The 15,296-nt window shown below is 47.4% G+C and carries 19 protein-coding genes; 5 read left to right on the top strand and 14 right to left on the bottom strand.

Annotated features, from left to right (window positions below; all coding sequences use genetic code 11):
* Positions 1-189: 189 nt before the first annotated feature.
* Genes B3M90_RS03785 through rnz form a run of 7 tightly spaced genes read right to left on the bottom strand, consistent with a single transcriptional unit; the run spans position 190 to position 4,941 of the window.
* Positions 190-561 (bottom strand): hypothetical protein, encoded by a 372-nt coding sequence (locus B3M90_RS03785; protein WP_214855157.1) that lies wholly within the window; start codon positions 559-561, stop codon positions 190-192.
* Positions 562-588: 27 nt separating this feature from the next.
* Entirely contained in the window at positions 589-1,152 is a 564-nt protein-coding gene (locus tag B3M90_RS03780; protein ID WP_290756879.1) for an ECF transporter S component, read from the bottom strand.
* Positions 1,149-2,102: an ATP-binding cassette domain-containing protein gene (locus B3M90_RS03775; protein ID WP_290782661.1), complete on the bottom strand. Its 954-nt coding sequence runs from the start codon at positions 2,100-2,102 to the stop codon at positions 1,149-1,151. The genes B3M90_RS03780 and B3M90_RS03775 overlap by 4 nt, the downstream gene beginning before the upstream one ends.
* On the bottom strand, positions 2,038-2,757 hold the full coding sequence (locus B3M90_RS03770; RefSeq protein WP_290782659.1) for a hypothetical protein: 720 nt from the start codon (positions 2,755-2,757) through the stop codon (positions 2,038-2,040). The genes B3M90_RS03775 and B3M90_RS03770 overlap by 65 nt, the downstream gene beginning before the upstream one ends.
* Positions 2,735-3,139 carry a DUF4430 domain-containing protein gene (locus B3M90_RS03765; protein WP_290756887.1) on the bottom strand — a complete coding sequence of 135 codons (405 nt, stop codon included), beginning with the start codon at positions 3,137-3,139 and terminating at the stop codon, positions 2,735-2,737. Before B3M90_RS03765 ends, B3M90_RS03770 begins: the two co-directional genes overlap by 23 nt.
* On the bottom strand, positions 3,136-4,032 hold the full coding sequence (locus B3M90_RS03760) for a hypothetical protein (protein WP_290782656.1): 897 nt from the start codon (positions 4,030-4,032) through the stop codon (positions 3,136-3,138). Before B3M90_RS03760 ends, B3M90_RS03765 begins: the two co-directional genes overlap by 4 nt.
* A gap of 3 nt (positions 4,033-4,035) precedes the next feature.
* Positions 4,036-4,941 carry a ribonuclease Z gene (gene rnz / locus B3M90_RS03755; protein ID WP_214855150.1) on the bottom strand — a complete coding sequence of 302 codons (906 nt, stop codon included), beginning with the start codon at positions 4,939-4,941 and terminating at the stop codon, positions 4,036-4,038.
* 108 nt (positions 4,942-5,049) lie between these two features.
* Here rnz and B3M90_RS03750 point away from each other — a divergent pair, with 108 nt between their 5' ends.
* The gene (locus B3M90_RS03750) at positions 5,050-5,229 is read left to right on the top strand and encodes a hypothetical protein (RefSeq protein WP_023467629.1); all 180 of its coding nucleotides are present in this window, start codon (positions 5,050-5,052) and stop codon (positions 5,227-5,229) included.
* A gap of 61 nt (positions 5,230-5,290) precedes the next feature.
* Here B3M90_RS03750 and B3M90_RS03745 read toward each other — a convergent pair whose 3' ends face one another.
* Together B3M90_RS03745 and B3M90_RS03740 are read right to left on the bottom strand one after the other, a co-directional pair.
* A complete protein-coding gene (locus tag B3M90_RS03745) occupies positions 5,291-6,415 on the bottom strand; it encodes a M20/M25/M40 family metallo-hydrolase (protein ID WP_056060303.1) in 1,125 nt (374 codons plus the stop codon).
* Between the two features lie 231 nt (positions 6,416-6,646).
* Positions 6,647-7,600: an aromatic acid exporter family protein gene (locus B3M90_RS03740; RefSeq protein ID WP_035409021.1), complete on the bottom strand. Its 954-nt coding sequence runs from the start codon at positions 7,598-7,600 to the stop codon at positions 6,647-6,649.
* A gap of 86 nt (positions 7,601-7,686) precedes the next feature.
* Between B3M90_RS03740 and B3M90_RS03735 the strand changes: the two genes are divergently transcribed.
* From B3M90_RS03735 to B3M90_RS03720, 4 genes are all read left to right on the top strand, one after another.
* Positions 7,687-8,763 (top strand): N-acetylglucosaminidase, encoded by a 1,077-nt coding sequence (locus B3M90_RS03735; protein ID WP_214855148.1) that lies wholly within the window; start codon positions 7,687-7,689, stop codon positions 8,761-8,763.
* Between the two features lie 57 nt (positions 8,764-8,820).
* Positions 8,821-9,756, top strand: a complete 936-nt coding sequence (locus tag B3M90_RS03730; protein WP_087679899.1) for a manganese-dependent inorganic pyrophosphatase — start codon at positions 8,821-8,823, stop codon at positions 9,754-9,756.
* An 84-nt stretch (positions 9,757-9,840) separates the two neighbouring features.
* Positions 9,841-10,605, top strand: coding sequence for a 2,4-dienoyl-CoA reductase (gene fadH, locus B3M90_RS03725; protein WP_290782654.1), 765 nt, complete (start codon positions 9,841-9,843; stop codon positions 10,603-10,605).
* A gap of 298 nt (positions 10,606-10,903) precedes the next feature.
* Complete coding sequence (locus B3M90_RS03720; RefSeq protein WP_035409029.1) at positions 10,904-11,617, top strand: ZIP family metal transporter; 714 nt, start codon at positions 10,904-10,906, stop codon at positions 11,615-11,617.
* 63 nt (positions 11,618-11,680) lie between these two features.
* Here the strand turns inward: B3M90_RS03720 and B3M90_RS03715 are convergent, their stop codons facing one another.
* From B3M90_RS03715 to B3M90_RS03695, 5 genes are all read right to left on the bottom strand, one after another.
* Complete coding sequence (locus tag B3M90_RS03715; protein WP_214855144.1) at positions 11,681-12,319, bottom strand: HD domain-containing protein; 639 nt, start codon at positions 12,317-12,319, stop codon at positions 11,681-11,683.
* Positions 12,301-12,837 (bottom strand): GNAT family N-acetyltransferase, encoded by a 537-nt coding sequence (locus tag B3M90_RS03710; protein WP_290782652.1) that lies wholly within the window; start codon positions 12,835-12,837, stop codon positions 12,301-12,303. The genes B3M90_RS03715 and B3M90_RS03710 overlap by 19 nt, the downstream gene beginning before the upstream one ends.
* 65 nt (positions 12,838-12,902) lie before the next feature.
* Positions 12,903-13,625 (bottom strand): amino acid ABC transporter ATP-binding protein, encoded by a 723-nt coding sequence (locus tag B3M90_RS03705; RefSeq protein WP_035409728.1) that lies wholly within the window; start codon positions 13,623-13,625, stop codon positions 12,903-12,905.
* Between the two features lie 13 nt (positions 13,626-13,638).
* Positions 13,639-14,298, bottom strand: coding sequence for an amino acid ABC transporter permease (locus B3M90_RS03700; RefSeq protein ID WP_035409731.1), 660 nt, complete (start codon positions 14,296-14,298; stop codon positions 13,639-13,641).
* Positions 14,299-14,355: 57 nt separating this feature from the next.
* On the bottom strand, positions 14,356-15,129 hold the full coding sequence (locus B3M90_RS03695; RefSeq protein WP_035409033.1) for a transporter substrate-binding domain-containing protein: 774 nt from the start codon (positions 15,127-15,129) through the stop codon (positions 14,356-14,358).
* Positions 15,130-15,296: the final 167 nt, after the last annotated feature.

Raw genomic sequence — 15,296 nt, 5'->3', positions numbered from 1 at the left:
TTTACGGGTTAGAAAGAAGATCAACTCTTTCCAGGGCACTCCTACAGGAATAAGGGCAATTTTGCGCTGTCAGAGACAAAAAAGGCCCGTTTTCCTGTTCGAATAGAGGGGGAAAATTGTGTTGTGGCTCGCCTGAGGAAAGGGCGTGAAAAGACGCATCATTCTTTTTTGAGTCAGCCCCATTTGTATTTACGCTTCATGATGACGAAAACGCCGCGTCACATAACGTTTGAAGCGATCAAATGCCATCGTATAATGATACAGATAACGAACAACGAGCGCACCCGTGATTGAGACGAGGTACCCCGTCGATAAGACGAGTAACCAGGAAACAATCGCGAGGAACCATGAACTCTCGAATCGTAAATATTGCCATTGTAATCCTTCTGATGAGGTAATCAACATGGCGCCCGGGAAAACGGAGGCAGCGAGTAAGTAACAAGCGGCGTAGCGTCCTCTAATCGTACCTTTCATCAACAGAATACTGCCAAACACTAAGCCCACACTCGAGACGATGAGCAACATGACGACATAAGCAAGCGAAATCGATGATCCCAGCATATGCCTTCCCTCCTGTTCGGTATGTTACTATTCTGTACCCCTCTTTTCATCGAATGAATGCATAATTCGTAAAAAAATCGGAAACAATATCCAAATGAAGATCGCGTTACTGAATCCGTGAAGCATATCAAACGTTCCTCCGGCTACAAGCAGTGTCAAAAAAGCTTGCCACGAGAATCCGGTCAATACCAAGAAACCGAGATTGCTCACCCATCCGTATAAGAAACCAGCGAGAAATCCATATCCAGTCAAGACGATCCGGTACCGAAGAAACGGAACGAATCCTAGACTGGCAATCGTTGCATACGCCAGCGCTTGAAAGAGTACGAACGGACCGCTTCCTAAAAATAAACTCGTCAATACGACGACGAGCATCCCAGAGATAGCACCGGCGATTGGATGAACGAAGACGGCTACTAATAAGACGATGGCCGTTGCCGGCTGAATGTTCGGCAAACTGGAAAACAACAAACGTCCAACGATTGCCGCTGCCGTGATGATGGCGATGAACCGTAATCGTTGATCCGTCATCTGAAGTCTCTCGAACATGACTAAAAACAGACAGACGATTAGAACCGTTGCGATGATCATACGAACAACCGACTTTCTTGTAAAAAGTGCTTCGTCGGTCCATCGAAAGCCACTTCTCCGTGCACCAGATAGATGATCCGCTGTGCTGCCCGAATGAGAACTGGATCATGCGTCGCCATGACGATCAGATTCGTCGGATTCTGCTTCCACGATGCGACAAAAGCCATTCGTGCGCTGTCATCAAGTCCAGCCGTCGGTTCATCAAAGTAATAGCTGTCTTTACTCCATTCGATACCGTCCAAGAGACGTTTTTTTTGCGTCGTAAAACTACCGCTTCGATCGTCTAATGGCGCAAGCATCGGATGCGCTGGTACATAATGCATCTCTCCCGCCCGCCGAACTTTTCCGTAAAGCGGGCGCTCGACACCGAGTGCGAGACGTAGGAGCGTCGACTTTCCACTCCCATTCGCACCGACGATCGCAATCCGTTCGCCTTGATGAAATGACAATTTCCCTGTCACCAGTGCATAGCGTGTCTGCAACGGATAACGATGTTGAACGTTTTCGATTTGGTTCAGGAAACGTCCAGTTTTTTCAGCCGATTCACTCGTCAGCGAGAGGTCGGATTGGATCGTCATCGAACAATGGATCTGACAACCAAACCGTCGTTCGATTTCTTCAAGCAATCCCATTAATCGCTTGCGTCTGACATGATCAAGAAAGAGAAACGGTTCCGACAAAAAAAGTGTCTTCGGTGACGAAGACAAGGCATGACCGAGTCCGACGAGCTGTTGTTCCCCAGCCGAAAGTTCACTCGACTCCGCTTCAAAAAAGGCTTCTAAGCCAAGTAAGGTCGCGAGTTCTCCAGCTCGAAACAAGGAGACGGTCGCAAGCAGGTCCCGGACACGTCCATGTAGGAGGCGCTCTGGTGTCAAGACCGATTGATCATGTTCGATTGCCTGATGTCGCAGTCGCTCTTCTCGATCGTTGTCGGTATACATGATAGGCATCCCGGATTCCTCCTTTTGTAAATAATAGCGATATAGGCAAAATCAGCGCAGGAATGATCGTCCATGGTGTCAGACAAAGAGCCAGTCCTGCCGCAAGTAATAAGCCTGTCTGAACATCACGTCGCGTGACCGGTCTTAAGTGAGACGGCACCGCTTCGATCGGTACGATATGATAGGCGGTCATCCGCTCCAGTCGAACAGCAAGCGACGCTTTCGGATGACTCATCTTGACTTCCGGCCAAGTCCGTAAGAAAGACGGAATCAGCGCCAGCACCATCCCCGTCAATCGTGTCAGTCGAGGTAAGAAACGAAACAACGGTCCCATCTGGTCGAGTCGAACTAACGTGAAGATCCATTGACTTGAGGTGACGAATAATGTCACCTGGATCGTCGTTTCATATATGGCAAACGAATCGATGCTTGCTCCATATAAGAGTGGTACACACATCATGACGGCATAGAGAGCAGGAAGTAAGAGATATCGAAAAATAGTCCGCTCTTGAACGAATAAGAACAAGAGTAGATGATAGACCACGATGATCGTTTGATCGTGTGTGAGGACGAATGGAATCGTAATCATCCCGATGAAAAAGAGAGCGACGTTCACTGGGTGAAGTCGCTCCCGTTCTGGTTTACTCAAAATAAGCCATTGCATCTTTTTCAAACCGCCATTCGAGACGGTCTCCTTTTTTCAGTTCATAACTCCCGGCACCGACTTCCCCGGGTTTTCCGTTGACACCGAAGACCCAGCCACTCCCTGCTCCAGCTGACTTTTCACGAATCCCATCGACTGCCGTTACATATGCCATCTCACCTTTACCTGTTTTAACGACATCAAGCGTTGTATCTTCAAGCGCATCCAGTGCTGTATCTTTTTTATTCAAACACACGTCTTTATCGAATAATGTCTTATCCTTGACGTGATCCACGACCGACACCTTGACTTCGGTCTCACAAGACGCTGTTTGTTGTTCCTCTTTTGCTTCTGCGCAACCGGCAAGTAACACGATACTTGCAACAAATAACCATTTTTTCATCGTACGACTCCTTTTCGCCTTGAGGTCTCAAAGCTGTAATTGTATAACAGAATGGTCTTGTCTCGTAATGATTGACCGTCAGACCGCAGATAGGTCAGGCGAATCGCATTCGCTAAGACATCGTTCCCTGTATTAACATACGGAATAAGTTTTCCTTTGTCATCAATCAAAAATACTGTCGCATCCTGCAGACTAAACGTTTCGTAGAGCCCATCGAGATCCATCTCGACATAAGGGGTTTTGGAATCATGTAAAATCTCATGCATCGAGAGTTTTCGTAACGTCTCAAACGATTGGTTCGCATCAATCAGTTTTTGATAATACGATATCAATGATTTCGTTGCCAACTCTTCACGTGGTCGATAGGAAATCGTTCCGGTCAACTCTTGATAACTGACTTCATAACGAATGAACCGTTTCGGAGTTTGGACGAGCATCTCAAACGAAGCATTCCGTAGATTCCCGCCTCGATCGAACATTAGCTGGCTTTGTTCCAACCGTAATCCGTCTTCTCCTACACGGCGTTCGACTTGTGCGAGAAAGCTATCGAACGAATCATCCGTGATGGTCACGCGACCAATCTGTTGAGTTTCTTCCCGCAACGTTCCGGCATCAAACGGTCCGAGGAACAGTTGAAACAGGAAGAACAAGAACCCGAATAATGCCATGTATCGTTTATAACGTGAATTCTTTTTCGGATGCAACACGATCAAAAAGATGATGATGCCGAGCGGTAATTGAATATCATAGACTGGAAACGACACGGCGCCGAGACACGCATAAAAAATGAACTTCATATACAAGTATGTTTCTTTTTCCGTTCGCCGTTCAAGTAAAAACGCTAAGCCACTAGCAGCCAGTAAAAAGAGTGCCCATAAAATGAGAAAGTCCATCTTTTACCCTTTGACCGGAACGACCCGGTGATCAAACATGAGATGGCTGTTTGCAAATACTTCTCGTGCCTCTTGTTCCAGTACTTCTTCTTGATCGACATAACGCGCAGATACGTGCGTCAAGAGGAGCTTTTTTACCTGCGCCGTATCCGCGATGACAGCTGCCTGTCGAGCGGTCGAGTGACCGAAGCGTCCCGCATGTTCGACTTCTCGATCGGCAAACGTCGCTTCATGGACTAATACATCGACATCTCGCGCGAGTTCTATCGACGCCGCGCACGGCATCGTATCGCCAAGAACCGCTAGCTTGACACCTGGTTTGGGAGATTCTAAAAAGTCAGACGATGCGTAGACCGTGCCATCGAATTCAAAGGTTTCTTCCAGTGTGATTCGGCGATAGAGTGGACCGGAAGGAACTCCAAGTGCCTTCAGTGCATCAACACGTAATGCCCCACGCTCTTCTGGTCCTTCTAGGCGGTACCCGAACGCCGGAAAACGGTGCTCAAGTGACCGCACCGTCACGCGGAAACCATCTTGTTCGTATGTTTGACCATCTTCGACTTCAACGATCTGGAGTGGATAACGTAAATATGTTCCTGTAATCCTTAATGTCGCATCCATCCATTCCTTAATCCCTATCGGTCCATAGATCGTTAGCGGTGTCGTTCCTTCTAAGGCAGCTCGTGTACTGATAAATCCTGGTAATCCAAAAATATGATCCCCATGTAAATGGGTGATGAAGATCGCGTTGACTTTTCGTGGTTTAATCGGACTGTGTAAGATTTGATGTTGCGTAGCCTCTCCACAATCGAACAACCAAGTCATTTTGGGGTGTAACAAGGCAATCGAAGTAACGTTCCGTTGTTTTGACGGCATACCGGCTCCTGTCCCTAAAAAATAAAATTCCATCTTTTTCCCCTTTTCGTAAAATTAGCATTTTTTATACACAAAATACACCTTTCGTCTGTTGAAGCATGGTAAACTGTACCTATTCAGATTTGGAAGGTGGGTTTTTCCATGACTAAAATTGAACGGACATATGCCCGGATCGTCCGGGAAGCCCGTAAACTAAACGAAAGTTATCGGCAAAAATACGGAAAGTCGATTCAAATCGATGAAATCGCTTCGACCTTATTATGTACAGAAGAACTCGTTTTAGAGTCTATGGAATATGTGGATCGTCCTCAAGTAGTTTAATCGTACAATGATAAAGAGTGTATCGCAATGTCGCGATACACTCTTTTTGTGTTCCATCAGCTTATTTGTTCGTGATGTAATCGACTAACGTCACACAAAGTTCCGCTGTTTTGACGAGTTCTTCGATTGGCATCTTCTCATTCGTCGTATGGATATCTTCATATCCGACCGCCAAGTTGACCGTTGGAATACCGAAACCAGCGATGACATTGGCATCTGATCCGCCACCAGAATGCAAGAGACGTGGTGTACGTCCAAGTTGTGTGATGGCTGCTTTTGCGACTTCGACAACTTGATCTCCATCTTCGAACTTGAAGCCTGGGTACATGACTTTGACCTCCACTTCGGCACGACCACCGAGTTCTGCCGCTGCTTCTTCAAACGCCGCTTTCATCTTCTCAGTCTGCGCTTCCATCTTCGGAGCAACAAGTGAACGTGCTTCCGCGAAAATTTCTACATAATCACAAACGATGTTCGTTGATGGACCGCCACCGCTGAACCGTCCGATGTTAGCTGTCGTCTCTTCATCAATCCGACCGAGTGGCATCTTCGCGATGGCTTTTGAAGCAATCGTAATCGCCGAGACCCCTTTTTCTGGTGCAACACCAGCGTGAGCTGTTTTTCCAAAAATCTTCGCATTGACTTTTGCTTGGGTTGGAGCAGCAGTGATGATGTCCCCTACTTTTCCGTCTGAATCGAGTGCGAAACCGTAATCCGCATCAATTTTCGATGAATCAAGGACCATCGCCCCAACAAGTCCAGATTCTTCACCGACTGTAATGACGAACTGGATTTTTCCGTGTGGTTGTTTTGTCTCATTGAGTACATGAACGAGTTCAATTAGTGAAGCAAGTCCCGTTTTATCATCTGCTCCAAGAATCGTCGTGCCGTCCGTCTTGACATAACCGTCCTCGATGATTGGTTTGATTCCTTGACCCGGGAATACTGTATCCATATGGGAAGTGAAATAAATTTTATCGACCCCGTCTTTTGTTGCCGGAAGCGTGACGATCAAGTTATTTCCTTTGTGTTCCGTCTTAGACGAAGCGTCATCCTCAAAAACGTCACATCCGAGATCCTCAAACGTTTTTTTCAAGTGAGCACAAATCCGTGCTTCCTCTTTTGATTCCGAATCGATCTGGACAAGCTCTAAAAACGTATCCAATACGCGTTGTTCATTGACCATGACAAAAACCTCCTCTAATATAATTCAATCCAATAGCGCTTTATTAGTATACCATCCTGACAGCCATTTGCACTTCTGAAAGGTTGTTTGTACAATGGCAGTAATCAGTCGATATGAGAGAGGAGGACATGACGATATGGCAAGACCATCGAAACAACAACGGATCATTAAATGGACGACGATCGGAATCTTAGCGATTTTCCTACTCGGAACATTCGCTTCAACGATGTTTTATTTCTTTTGATTGACGTAGCGTTGTTTGAGACGCAAATATTGCTCTGCTTCCTGCAGCATATGCAACAAGGCAGAGCGGACCTCGAACTCTTCCCGCGTGACGGGTAAGGCAGAGGCACGAAAACGCGTCAATAGCGCTTCTAGTTCTAAAATGTATACCATTGCGTCGGCTTCAGGTCGGACATTGTCGCCAATCGTCCGAAAGAAGGCGGCGACTTTTTTTCCTTCTTCGACGACGAGAACAAGTTCCTCGGCATGATGGACGATACCGCGCAGTAACTCGAATTGTTGTTCGCGCATCCGGAAATAGGCATAGTCCTCATCATCATTACGTCGACCGATCGCATTCCCCATCCGTTTTAAGGCAGCATCTTTTCCCTCATGTAACAGACGTTCCGTCTCGTCAAGCGTCAACGCATGATGATTGACTCGCCCTGTCTCGATCGCGGCCGCGACTTCATAGAATAAGGACGCGATCCGTTGATCAATCTTTTCCCGTCGGTCGTCGATCAATAGATCGAGACTTGGCATGTACATGTTGACAAGCATTCCGACACCGACACCAATGCCGAGCAATAAGGATTCGTTCAACAGGATATGTGCGTTGAGCTGACGTTCCGTATACAAATGTGTCAGTATGACGACACTCGTGATGAAACCGTCCTGAAGTCGGAGGCGTTGAACGGATGGAAGGAATAAAATGAAATAGATCAATAACGTAACCGGACGATAGCCGATGACTTCGAACAGAATGAATCCAAGTACGATGGCAAGTAATGACGCCATGATCCGTTCGTAGGACGACCGAAACGTCTTCTTTCGTGTCGATTGGATACTCAAGATCGCAATGATCGCAGCGAAGACGTAATAATCGAGCTTGAGTCGCTCCGCGATCCACATCGCGAGCGCGGCAGCGACCGCTGTCTTCAGCGTTCGATAACCGATTTGCATCAGGTTCACCTCCCTTTTGTTTTTCTTTGTTAGACTACCTACGTTGGACACGAATGTCCATTGCTTTTTAAAGGACGTGATTTTCTTTGACGACACGCACTATCCGTCCTGGTCGCCCCGTGCGCCGGACTAGCTCACTGAAAGGGTTACTCTTCTTTTTCCTCATCGGCATTCTCTTGTTCTTTTGGCTTCGTGAGGAACCGAAGACAGTTTTATCCCCACCGGCTCCTTATACAGCTGAGCGCTATGAGAAAGGTACAATCAACGAACAAGACTTTCAAACGTTCGCCGAGGCAAAGGAGTATGCGGGTCAGCGTGGTGCGGTAAAACGTTCATCGGACGACCGCTACGTCTATCTCGGTGGACAAGGTACCGGGATCGTCGATGATCGCGGTATTCTGTCGATTCATCATGACGCCGATTTAAAGAAACGGCTTACCTACGTCGCTTCCGGCACACGCGTCCAATTGCTTCAGTTCGGTGAACAGACGAGTCGCATCAGCGTCGCAGGCGCAACTGGTTATGTCCCAACGGATCGCTTACGTCCGTTCCCAGCAGAACGTGTCTCGAATCCGTCGTACTATCAGACGAAGGGAAATCGACTCCTTCACTACATCGTTGCTGACGGTGGACTTGGTGGATTGATTGTCGCTGGTGAAGCGACGAACGCGACGTCTCGGACGAGCAAATACGTCGAATCGAAGACACTGACACGTGATTTGACGAAACCGACGCGCCTGAGTGCCAAACAACTCGATGCGTTCATCAAGGAGCAAGCGCCGGACAGCCCCTTGGTCGGGAAAGGAAAAGTCTTTAAATCCGTTGAAAAGAAATACCGGGTCAACGCGGCCTACCTGCTTGCACACGCCATTCACGAATCCGACTATGGACGGTCTGAGATTGCCCGCGAAAAAAATAATCTATTCGGCGTCAATGCGACGGATTCTGCCCCGGGAGAAGATGCGACTGCTTATAAATCCTTGACGGATTCAATCGAGCAGACCGGCCGATTCATCGCAAAGGACTATCTTGATCGGGATGGACGTTATTTCCGCGGGGCTTACCTCGGGAACAAACAAAAAGGAATGAATGTCTTTTACGCGTCAGACCCCTTCTGGAGCGAAAAAATCGCTGGTATCCTAGTGAAAATGAACGCTTTCTAAATCCGAGATATGATACACTATAGGGCGAGACAACAATCATTGAGGAGTGAACACGTCATGGAAAAAGTTTTAGTATTTGGTCATAAAAATCCTGATACCGATACGATCACATCGGCAATCGCTTATGCAGAATTAAAGAAAGCGCTCGGTGTCAATGCCGAAGCAATCCGCCTCGGTGAGATGAATGATGAAACGTTATTCGCGCTCGATACGTTCAAAGTTTCAGCACCACGTCTAGTGACAGAGGTCGCGACAGAAGCGTCACACGTCATCTTAGTCGACCACAACGAACGTCAACAAAGTGCGAACGATATCGACGCTGTTACGGTAACAGAAGTCATCGACCATCACCGAATCGCAAACTTCGAGACATCGGATCCTGTCTATTACCGGGCAGAACCAGTCGGTTGTACAGCAACGATCCTGAACAAGCTCTACAAAGAGCATGGTGTTGCAATCAAACCAGAAATCGCTGGTCTGATGCTATCAGCGATCATTTCTGACTCGCTTCTGTTCAAATCACCGACTTGCACAGAGCAAGATATCATCGCAGCGCGTGAACTCGCAGAAATCGCCGGTGTCGATGCGAACGTCTACGGTCTTGAGATGCTCAAAGCTGGAGCTGATCTCTCGAAGAAAACTGTTCCTGAATTGATCGCACTTGACGCAAAAGAATTCACGATGGGAACACTCAAAGTCGAAATCGCTCAAGTCAACACGGTCGATACAGCTGAAGTCTTGCTTCGCCAAGAAGAACTCGAAACAGCGATCAACGAAGTCATCCTTGCAAAAGGTCTTGATTTGTTCGTCTTTATCGTCACGGATATCTTGACGAACAACTCAGTCGGACTCGTCCTCGGGAAAGAAGCGAATCTCGTCGAACGTGCTTATGGTCTTGAAGCGACGAACAACCTCGTCTACCTCGAAGGTGTCGTTTCACGTAAGAAACAAGTCGTTCCTGTTTTAACAGATACAGCTCTTGCAACACAATAAGTAAAAAAAGAAGGAGTTCGCTCCTTCTTTTTTGAATAAAGAATATGAATGGCTGTTCATTCATTACATAAAGGAGGAAGCAATATGACACAAACGATCATGGTGACGGGTGGAACGAACGGAATGGGGAAAGCGATGGCGCTCGCCTTAAAGGAAGCTGGCTGGAATGTCGTCGTCACAGGACGTGACGCAGAACGCTTGCGACTGATGGATGAAGCATTGGAACAGATTCAAGGCGAGCATCTGACGATTCAGATGGATGTCCGTGACGCGGACGCTTGTCTTGCTGCTGTCAAGCAAGCACGCGAACGGTTCGGTCGTCTCGAGGCATTGATCAACAATGCTGCCGGGAACTTCATCTGTCCGACCGACGAATTATCGCCGAATGGATGGAAGACGGTCATCGATATCGTCCTCAACGGGACATTTAACTGCTGTCACGCTCTTGTCAAGGGTTGGCAGGAAGATCAAGTCGCTGGCGGTCAAATCGTCAATATCGTCGCTTCTTATGCATGGCAGGCCGGCGCTGGTGTCGCTCCGAGTGCTGCTGCAAAAGCCGGCGTGCTGAACTTGACGCGGACGCTTGCCGTCGAATGGGGCTATAAATATCAAGCCCGTGTCAACGCGATCAGTCCGGGACCGATCGAACGAACGGGTGGTGCCGATAAACTCGCTTTATCACCAGAACACGCGGAACGAATTCGCCGCAACGTCCCACTCGGTCGATTCGGAACACCGGAAGAGATCGCGACGCTCGCAAGCTGGATGGTATCAGATCAAGCCCGCTACTTGAACGGAGAATGCATCGCTCTTGACGGTGGTCATTGGTTAAATAAACAACCATTCTGATGATTGAGATTTAATCACTTAAGAAGTCGTTCTCCACAAAGATAAGAATGACGCGTTTCACGCCACTCCTACAGGAAAAAGCGCATTTTTGCGCTGTCAGAGACGAACAAGATCTGCTTTCCTGCTTGAATGAAGCAGGAAAACTGGCTTGTGTCTCGCCTGAGGAAAGAGCGTGAAAAGACGCGGCATTCTTTTTTGGAGTCAGCCCCTTACATTCGTCTCGAACTATTTTTCTTTCTTTTCGCTATGTTTATGAATTATATAGAACAGGTAGAAAGTACAAGAAGGAGGCGATCATATGTGGGGTGCGTTCGGTTGGGGTGCGTTAGCAGGTGGCGCCGTTGTCATTGGCGCCTTGTTTGGACTGTACTTACCCTTAAAACAACGACTGATCGGTTACATCATGTCGTTTGGAACAGGAATCTTGATTGGAGCAGCGACATTTGAGTTGCTCGATGAGGCATTAAAGAAATCAACAACGTTCGTCGTCGCGATTTCCTTTATCGTCGGGGCACTTGTCTTTACGGGCTTTGACTTGTTCGTCTCGTCACGCGGCGCGAGTAAACGGAAACGCTCGTCTGGTGGGAATGAAGGCACGGGGACGGCGATTTTCTTTGGGACGATTCTTGATGCCATCCCAGAATCAATCATGATCGGTGCCAGTCTGTTATCTGGAAATGTCAGCGCGGCACTCGTCGCGGCAATTTTCGTCAGTAACATCCCGGAAGGTTTATCGAGTACGACGGGGTTACGAAAAGATGGCTTTTCGAAGAAAAAAGTCTTGCTGATGTGGGGAGTCGTCTGGTTGATCTCCGCCCTCGCCTCACTCGCCGGCTATACGGTTCTCGCAGAACTACCAGACATGCAGTTCGCCATGATCGGTGGCTTCGCAAGTGGTGGGATCATCGCGATGCTCGCTTCGACGATGATGCCGGAAGCTCACGAGGAAGGCGGCGCGATCGTTGGTCTGTTCGCAGCACTTGGGTTAATTACTGCCATCATCCTTAGTTAAATACAACATAAGGCGTGTTGTCTGGAAAACGAACCGGACAACACGCCTTATGTGTTAAACAATTTAAAACTCACCTGTTCCTCCCGTAACCCCCTCCCATTCCTCCTTAAAACGAGCCACGAACTCTTCCATGTAGCGATGCCGTTCCTCCGCTAAATGATGGGCCGTCTTCGTATTCATTAAATCTTTTAGTCGGAATAACTTTTCTTCAAAATGATTCAGGGCACTTGTCTCGCCTGTTCGATCACCCGGCTTTCGTGCTGTTAGTCCTGGCACATGCATTGGCTCCCCGAACCGACCAGCGAACTGAAACGTTCGCGCAATCCCGATTGCGCCGATCGCATCGAGACGGTCGGCGTCTTGGACGACTTGTCCTTCGATCGTTCGCATTGGTGGACGTGTGCCATCTTTATAGGACAGGCTCGTGATAATGTTTAAAATCTGTTCCTGTTCCTCCTCTGTCACCTTTCCTTGCAAAAAGGTGGCGACCGTCTCTGCCGTTCCCCCGAGTTTGCTATCTGCTACGTCATGAAGTAAGGCTGCTAATTCGATGATCCGGGTATTCCCGCCTTCCTGTTTTGCAATATGTAACGCTAAACGGCGAACTCGTTCAATGTGAGCATAATCATGACCTGAAAAGTCCGTCGCATGAAACGACCGGACGAACGCTTCCGTTTCTTGAATCATTGTCGACCCCTCCATTCCGGTTCAAGTAATCCATACAGTAACATGTCATGCCGCTCTCCGTCTCGTCGTAAAAAAGCACGGTATCTTCCTTCCTGCACGAACCCAAGTCGCTCGTATAATTTAATTGCACGCAAATTATAATCAAAGACCGTCAATTGAATCCGGTACAGATTCAGCTCCAAGAAGGCGTATTCGAGGATCGTCTGTAGCGCATCCGTCGCATACCCTTGCCCTTCACAATCCGGATCGATGCCGATCATCAACCACGCCGTTCCGTGTGCCGGTAAAATATCTTCTAATGCAACGACTCCAATCATCCGTTCATCTTCAAAGTTCCGGATCGCAAATCGAAACGTCTCCGGTGCATCCGTCGCCATCATCTTTTCAATCTTATCCATGGATAAATGACGATATGGCGTTGCACTAAAATGACGGGCGAATGTCGCATCGTCAAGCAATCGTTGCATCACTTCGGTATCTTCCGGTTGAAAACGTGTCAGACGAGTATGATGACCTTCCAGCAGTTTTTTCATTCTTATCCTCCTCTATATTAAAAATCGAAAAACGCTAACCCCTTTTCAGAGTTAGCGTACGGTGATCATAAAACTTTTTCGAGGAATTTTTTTGCCCGGTCCGTCTTCGGATTGTCGAAGAGTTCGACTGGTGAACCTTCTTCCATTAAAATTCCTTCATCGAGGAACAAGACACGATCGGCGACTTCTTTTGCGAAGCCCATCTCGTGCGTCACGATGACCATCGTCATTCCACTCTCAGCAAGCTGCTTCATGACGTCTAGCACTTCGTTGACCATCTCTGGGTCAAGGGCTGATGTCGGTTCATCGAACAGCATGACGTTCGGTTCCATCGCAAGTGCGCGGGCGATCGCGACCCGTTGTTTTTGTCCACCTGACAACTGATTCGGGTAATTATCGCGTTTTTCCGCTAAACCGACACGTTCCAGTAACGTCTCCGCTCGTTTAATCGCCTCGTCCTTTGAAATCCCGAGGACGTTGATTGGTGCGTACGTCAGATTATCAAGGACAGACTTATGCGGGAACAAGTTGAACTGTTGGAAAACCATGCCGATGTTCTGACGTGCTTTCGAGATGTTCGCCTTTGGTTTTGTCAGTTCAAAACCATCGACGATGATCGTCCCACTCGTTGGTTGTTCAAGTAAATTGATACATCGTAGAAATGTTGATTTACCAGATCCCGACGGTCCGATGACAGCGACGACTTCACCGCGTGTAACCGTCGTCGATATACCTTTTAATACTTCTAATTTTCCGAACTGCTTATGCAAATCGGTGACTTGGATCATAGGTTCCATCTGATTACCCACTCTTTCTCATAGCTTTTTCGACTTGTTGGCCTATCAAGCTCAATCCCATGACAAGAACAAAATATACGAATCCGGCAAATAATAACGGTTCGAAATAGATTGCCTTTTCTCCTCCGACGATTTGCGCCCGGCGCATGACATCAAGCACGCCGACCGTCGAGACAAGCGCCGACTCCTTCGTCAACGTGATCAATTCGTTCATGATCGCTGGGAGGATATTTTTAAAGGCTTGCGGCAAAATGATCGAACGCAGTTGTTTGAAATACGAAATACCGAGCGCATCTGCAGCTTCCCATTGTCCACGATCAACAGCCTGAATCCCTGCCCGAATGATTTCCGAAATATACGCTCCGGAGTTCAAAGAGAAGGCGATGATTGCTGATTGGTATCCTGTCGTGACATATCCAGTTAGTTGCGGTAATCCGAAGTGAACGATTGCCAGTTGCAAAATCAGTGGTGTACCCCGGAAAATCGCTGTGTAGGCATGACCGATAAAACGGAGGATTCGACTTTTTGTGATTTTTAGTGCCGCGACGACGATTCCGATCAGCATCCCGGCAATGGCTGCTACGATGACGACTTGGAAGAGGACCGGAATGCCCTCGAGAATATATGGAATTGAATCTTGAATCTTTGTAAAGTCTATCATAATCAATCTCCTAACGTCGCACAAAAGGGATGAAGTTACCCCCACCCCCATGCACTTGACTTATTTTGCTTCTTTTTGGAACCACTCTTCTGCTAATTTATCGATTTCACCACTGTCGATCATTTTCTTCAGCTCTTTGTTGAAATCGTCACGCATCTTATCCCCTTTTTTGAAGGCGATTGCTGAACCAGCTGGACCATCTTCTTTAATCTGGTACGTTTTCAGGGAGGCATCTTGATCCATGTATTTGACGGCGACTGCATCCTCGATAATGAGGGCATCGATCCGACCTGTATTCAATTCTTGAATGATTTCTGGAATTTTGTTCAATGGAACCGTTTCGCTGTCTTTAAAGCGGTCTTTCGCGAGTCCCTCTTGAATCGAACCAAGCTGGACACCGATTTTTTTACCTTTGAGTTCATCTTCTGAACTGATCGCTTTATCCTTCGTCATGACTAAGTTTTTCGATTCGAAGTAAATGTCCGTGAAGTCAGCATTTTTCTTCCGTTCTTCCGTTGGTGTCATGCCCGCCATGACGAAATCCACACGACCTGAGCTAAGCGCACCAAGTAGACTACCGAATTCCATATCTTCGATTTTTAATTTATATCCAAGATTTTTCGTAACTTCTTTGGCGATCGCAACGTCGAAGCCGACGATGTCTTCTCCTTTTTTCGTATCGATGTATTCAAATGGGAAGTAATCCGCTGATGTTCCCATCGTCAATACTTTATCATCCTTACTTGATCCACCTGTTGATTCTTCCGACGCGCCACATGCTGCCATTGTGACTGCCAGAATGCCTGCCATTGCCGTTGCTAATAATTTTTTCATTCGAGATTTCCCCTTCCAACGCTCAATTGTCAGAACTTTAACAATAGTATGACTTATGTGTATGTCCAATTCAATACCGAAAAGCCTGACCTGTTCTATTGCTTTTAGGATATACGAATATTTATTCACTGTAAAGCATAAATATATAAATTTTTTTGACTTTCTAT

Source organism: Exiguobacterium sp. UBA6309, assembly GCF_002439205.1.
Classification (GTDB): Bacteria; Bacillota; Bacilli; order Exiguobacteriales; family Exiguobacteriaceae; genus Exiguobacterium_A.
Note: the sequence above shows the minus strand (reverse complement) of the source record. Positions and strands in the feature narration are given on the sequence as shown.

Coding starts and splice junctions, on each gene's coding strand:
- B3M90_RS03785 (WP_214855157.1), bottom strand. CDS start 561: ATGCTGGGATCATCGATTTCGCTTGCTTATGTCGTCATGTTGCTCATC.
- B3M90_RS03780 (WP_290756879.1), bottom strand. CDS start 1,152: ATGATCATCGCAACGGTTCTAATCGTCTGTCTGTTTTTAGTCATGTTC.
- B3M90_RS03775 (WP_290782661.1), bottom strand. CDS start 2,102: ATGCCTATCATGTATACCGACAACGATCGAGAAGAGCGACTGCGACAT.
- B3M90_RS03770 (WP_290782659.1), bottom strand. CDS start 2,757: ATGCAATGGCTTATTTTGAGTAAACCAGAACGGGAGCGACTTCACCCA.
- B3M90_RS03765 (WP_290756887.1), bottom strand. CDS start 3,139: ATGAAAAAATGGTTATTTGTTGCAAGTATCGTGTTACTTGCCGGTTGC.
- B3M90_RS03760 (WP_290782656.1), bottom strand. CDS start 4,032: ATGGACTTTCTCATTTTATGGGCACTCTTTTTACTGGCTGCTAGTGGC.
- rnz (WP_214855150.1), bottom strand. CDS start 4,941: ATGGAATTTTATTTTTTAGGGACAGGAGCCGGTATGCCGTCAAAACAA.
- B3M90_RS03750 (WP_023467629.1), top strand. CDS start 5,050: ATGACTAAAATTGAACGGACATATGCCCGGATCGTCCGGGAAGCCCGT.
- B3M90_RS03745 (WP_056060303.1), bottom strand. CDS start 6,415: ATGGTCAATGAACAACGCGTATTGGATACGTTTTTAGAGCTTGTCCAG.
- B3M90_RS03740 (WP_035409021.1), bottom strand. CDS start 7,600: ATGCAAATCGGTTATCGAACGCTGAAGACAGCGGTCGCTGCCGCGCTC.
- B3M90_RS03730 (WP_087679899.1), top strand. CDS start 8,821: ATGGAAAAAGTTTTAGTATTTGGTCATAAAAATCCTGATACCGATACG.
- fadH (WP_290782654.1), top strand. CDS start 9,841: ATGACACAAACGATCATGGTGACGGGTGGAACGAACGGAATGGGGAAA.
- B3M90_RS03720 (WP_035409029.1), top strand. CDS start 10,904: ATGTGGGGTGCGTTCGGTTGGGGTGCGTTAGCAGGTGGCGCCGTTGTC.
- B3M90_RS03715 (WP_214855144.1), bottom strand. CDS start 12,319: ATGGAGGGGTCGACAATGATTCAAGAAACGGAAGCGTTCGTCCGGTCG.
- B3M90_RS03710 (WP_290782652.1), bottom strand. CDS start 12,837: ATGAAAAAACTGCTGGAAGGTCATCATACTCGTCTGACACGTTTTCAA.
- B3M90_RS03705 (WP_035409728.1), bottom strand. CDS start 13,625: ATGATCCAAGTCACCGATTTGCATAAGCAGTTCGGAAAATTAGAAGTA.
- B3M90_RS03695 (WP_035409033.1), bottom strand. CDS start 15,129: ATGAAAAAATTATTAGCAACGGCAATGGCAGGCATTCTGGCAGTCACA.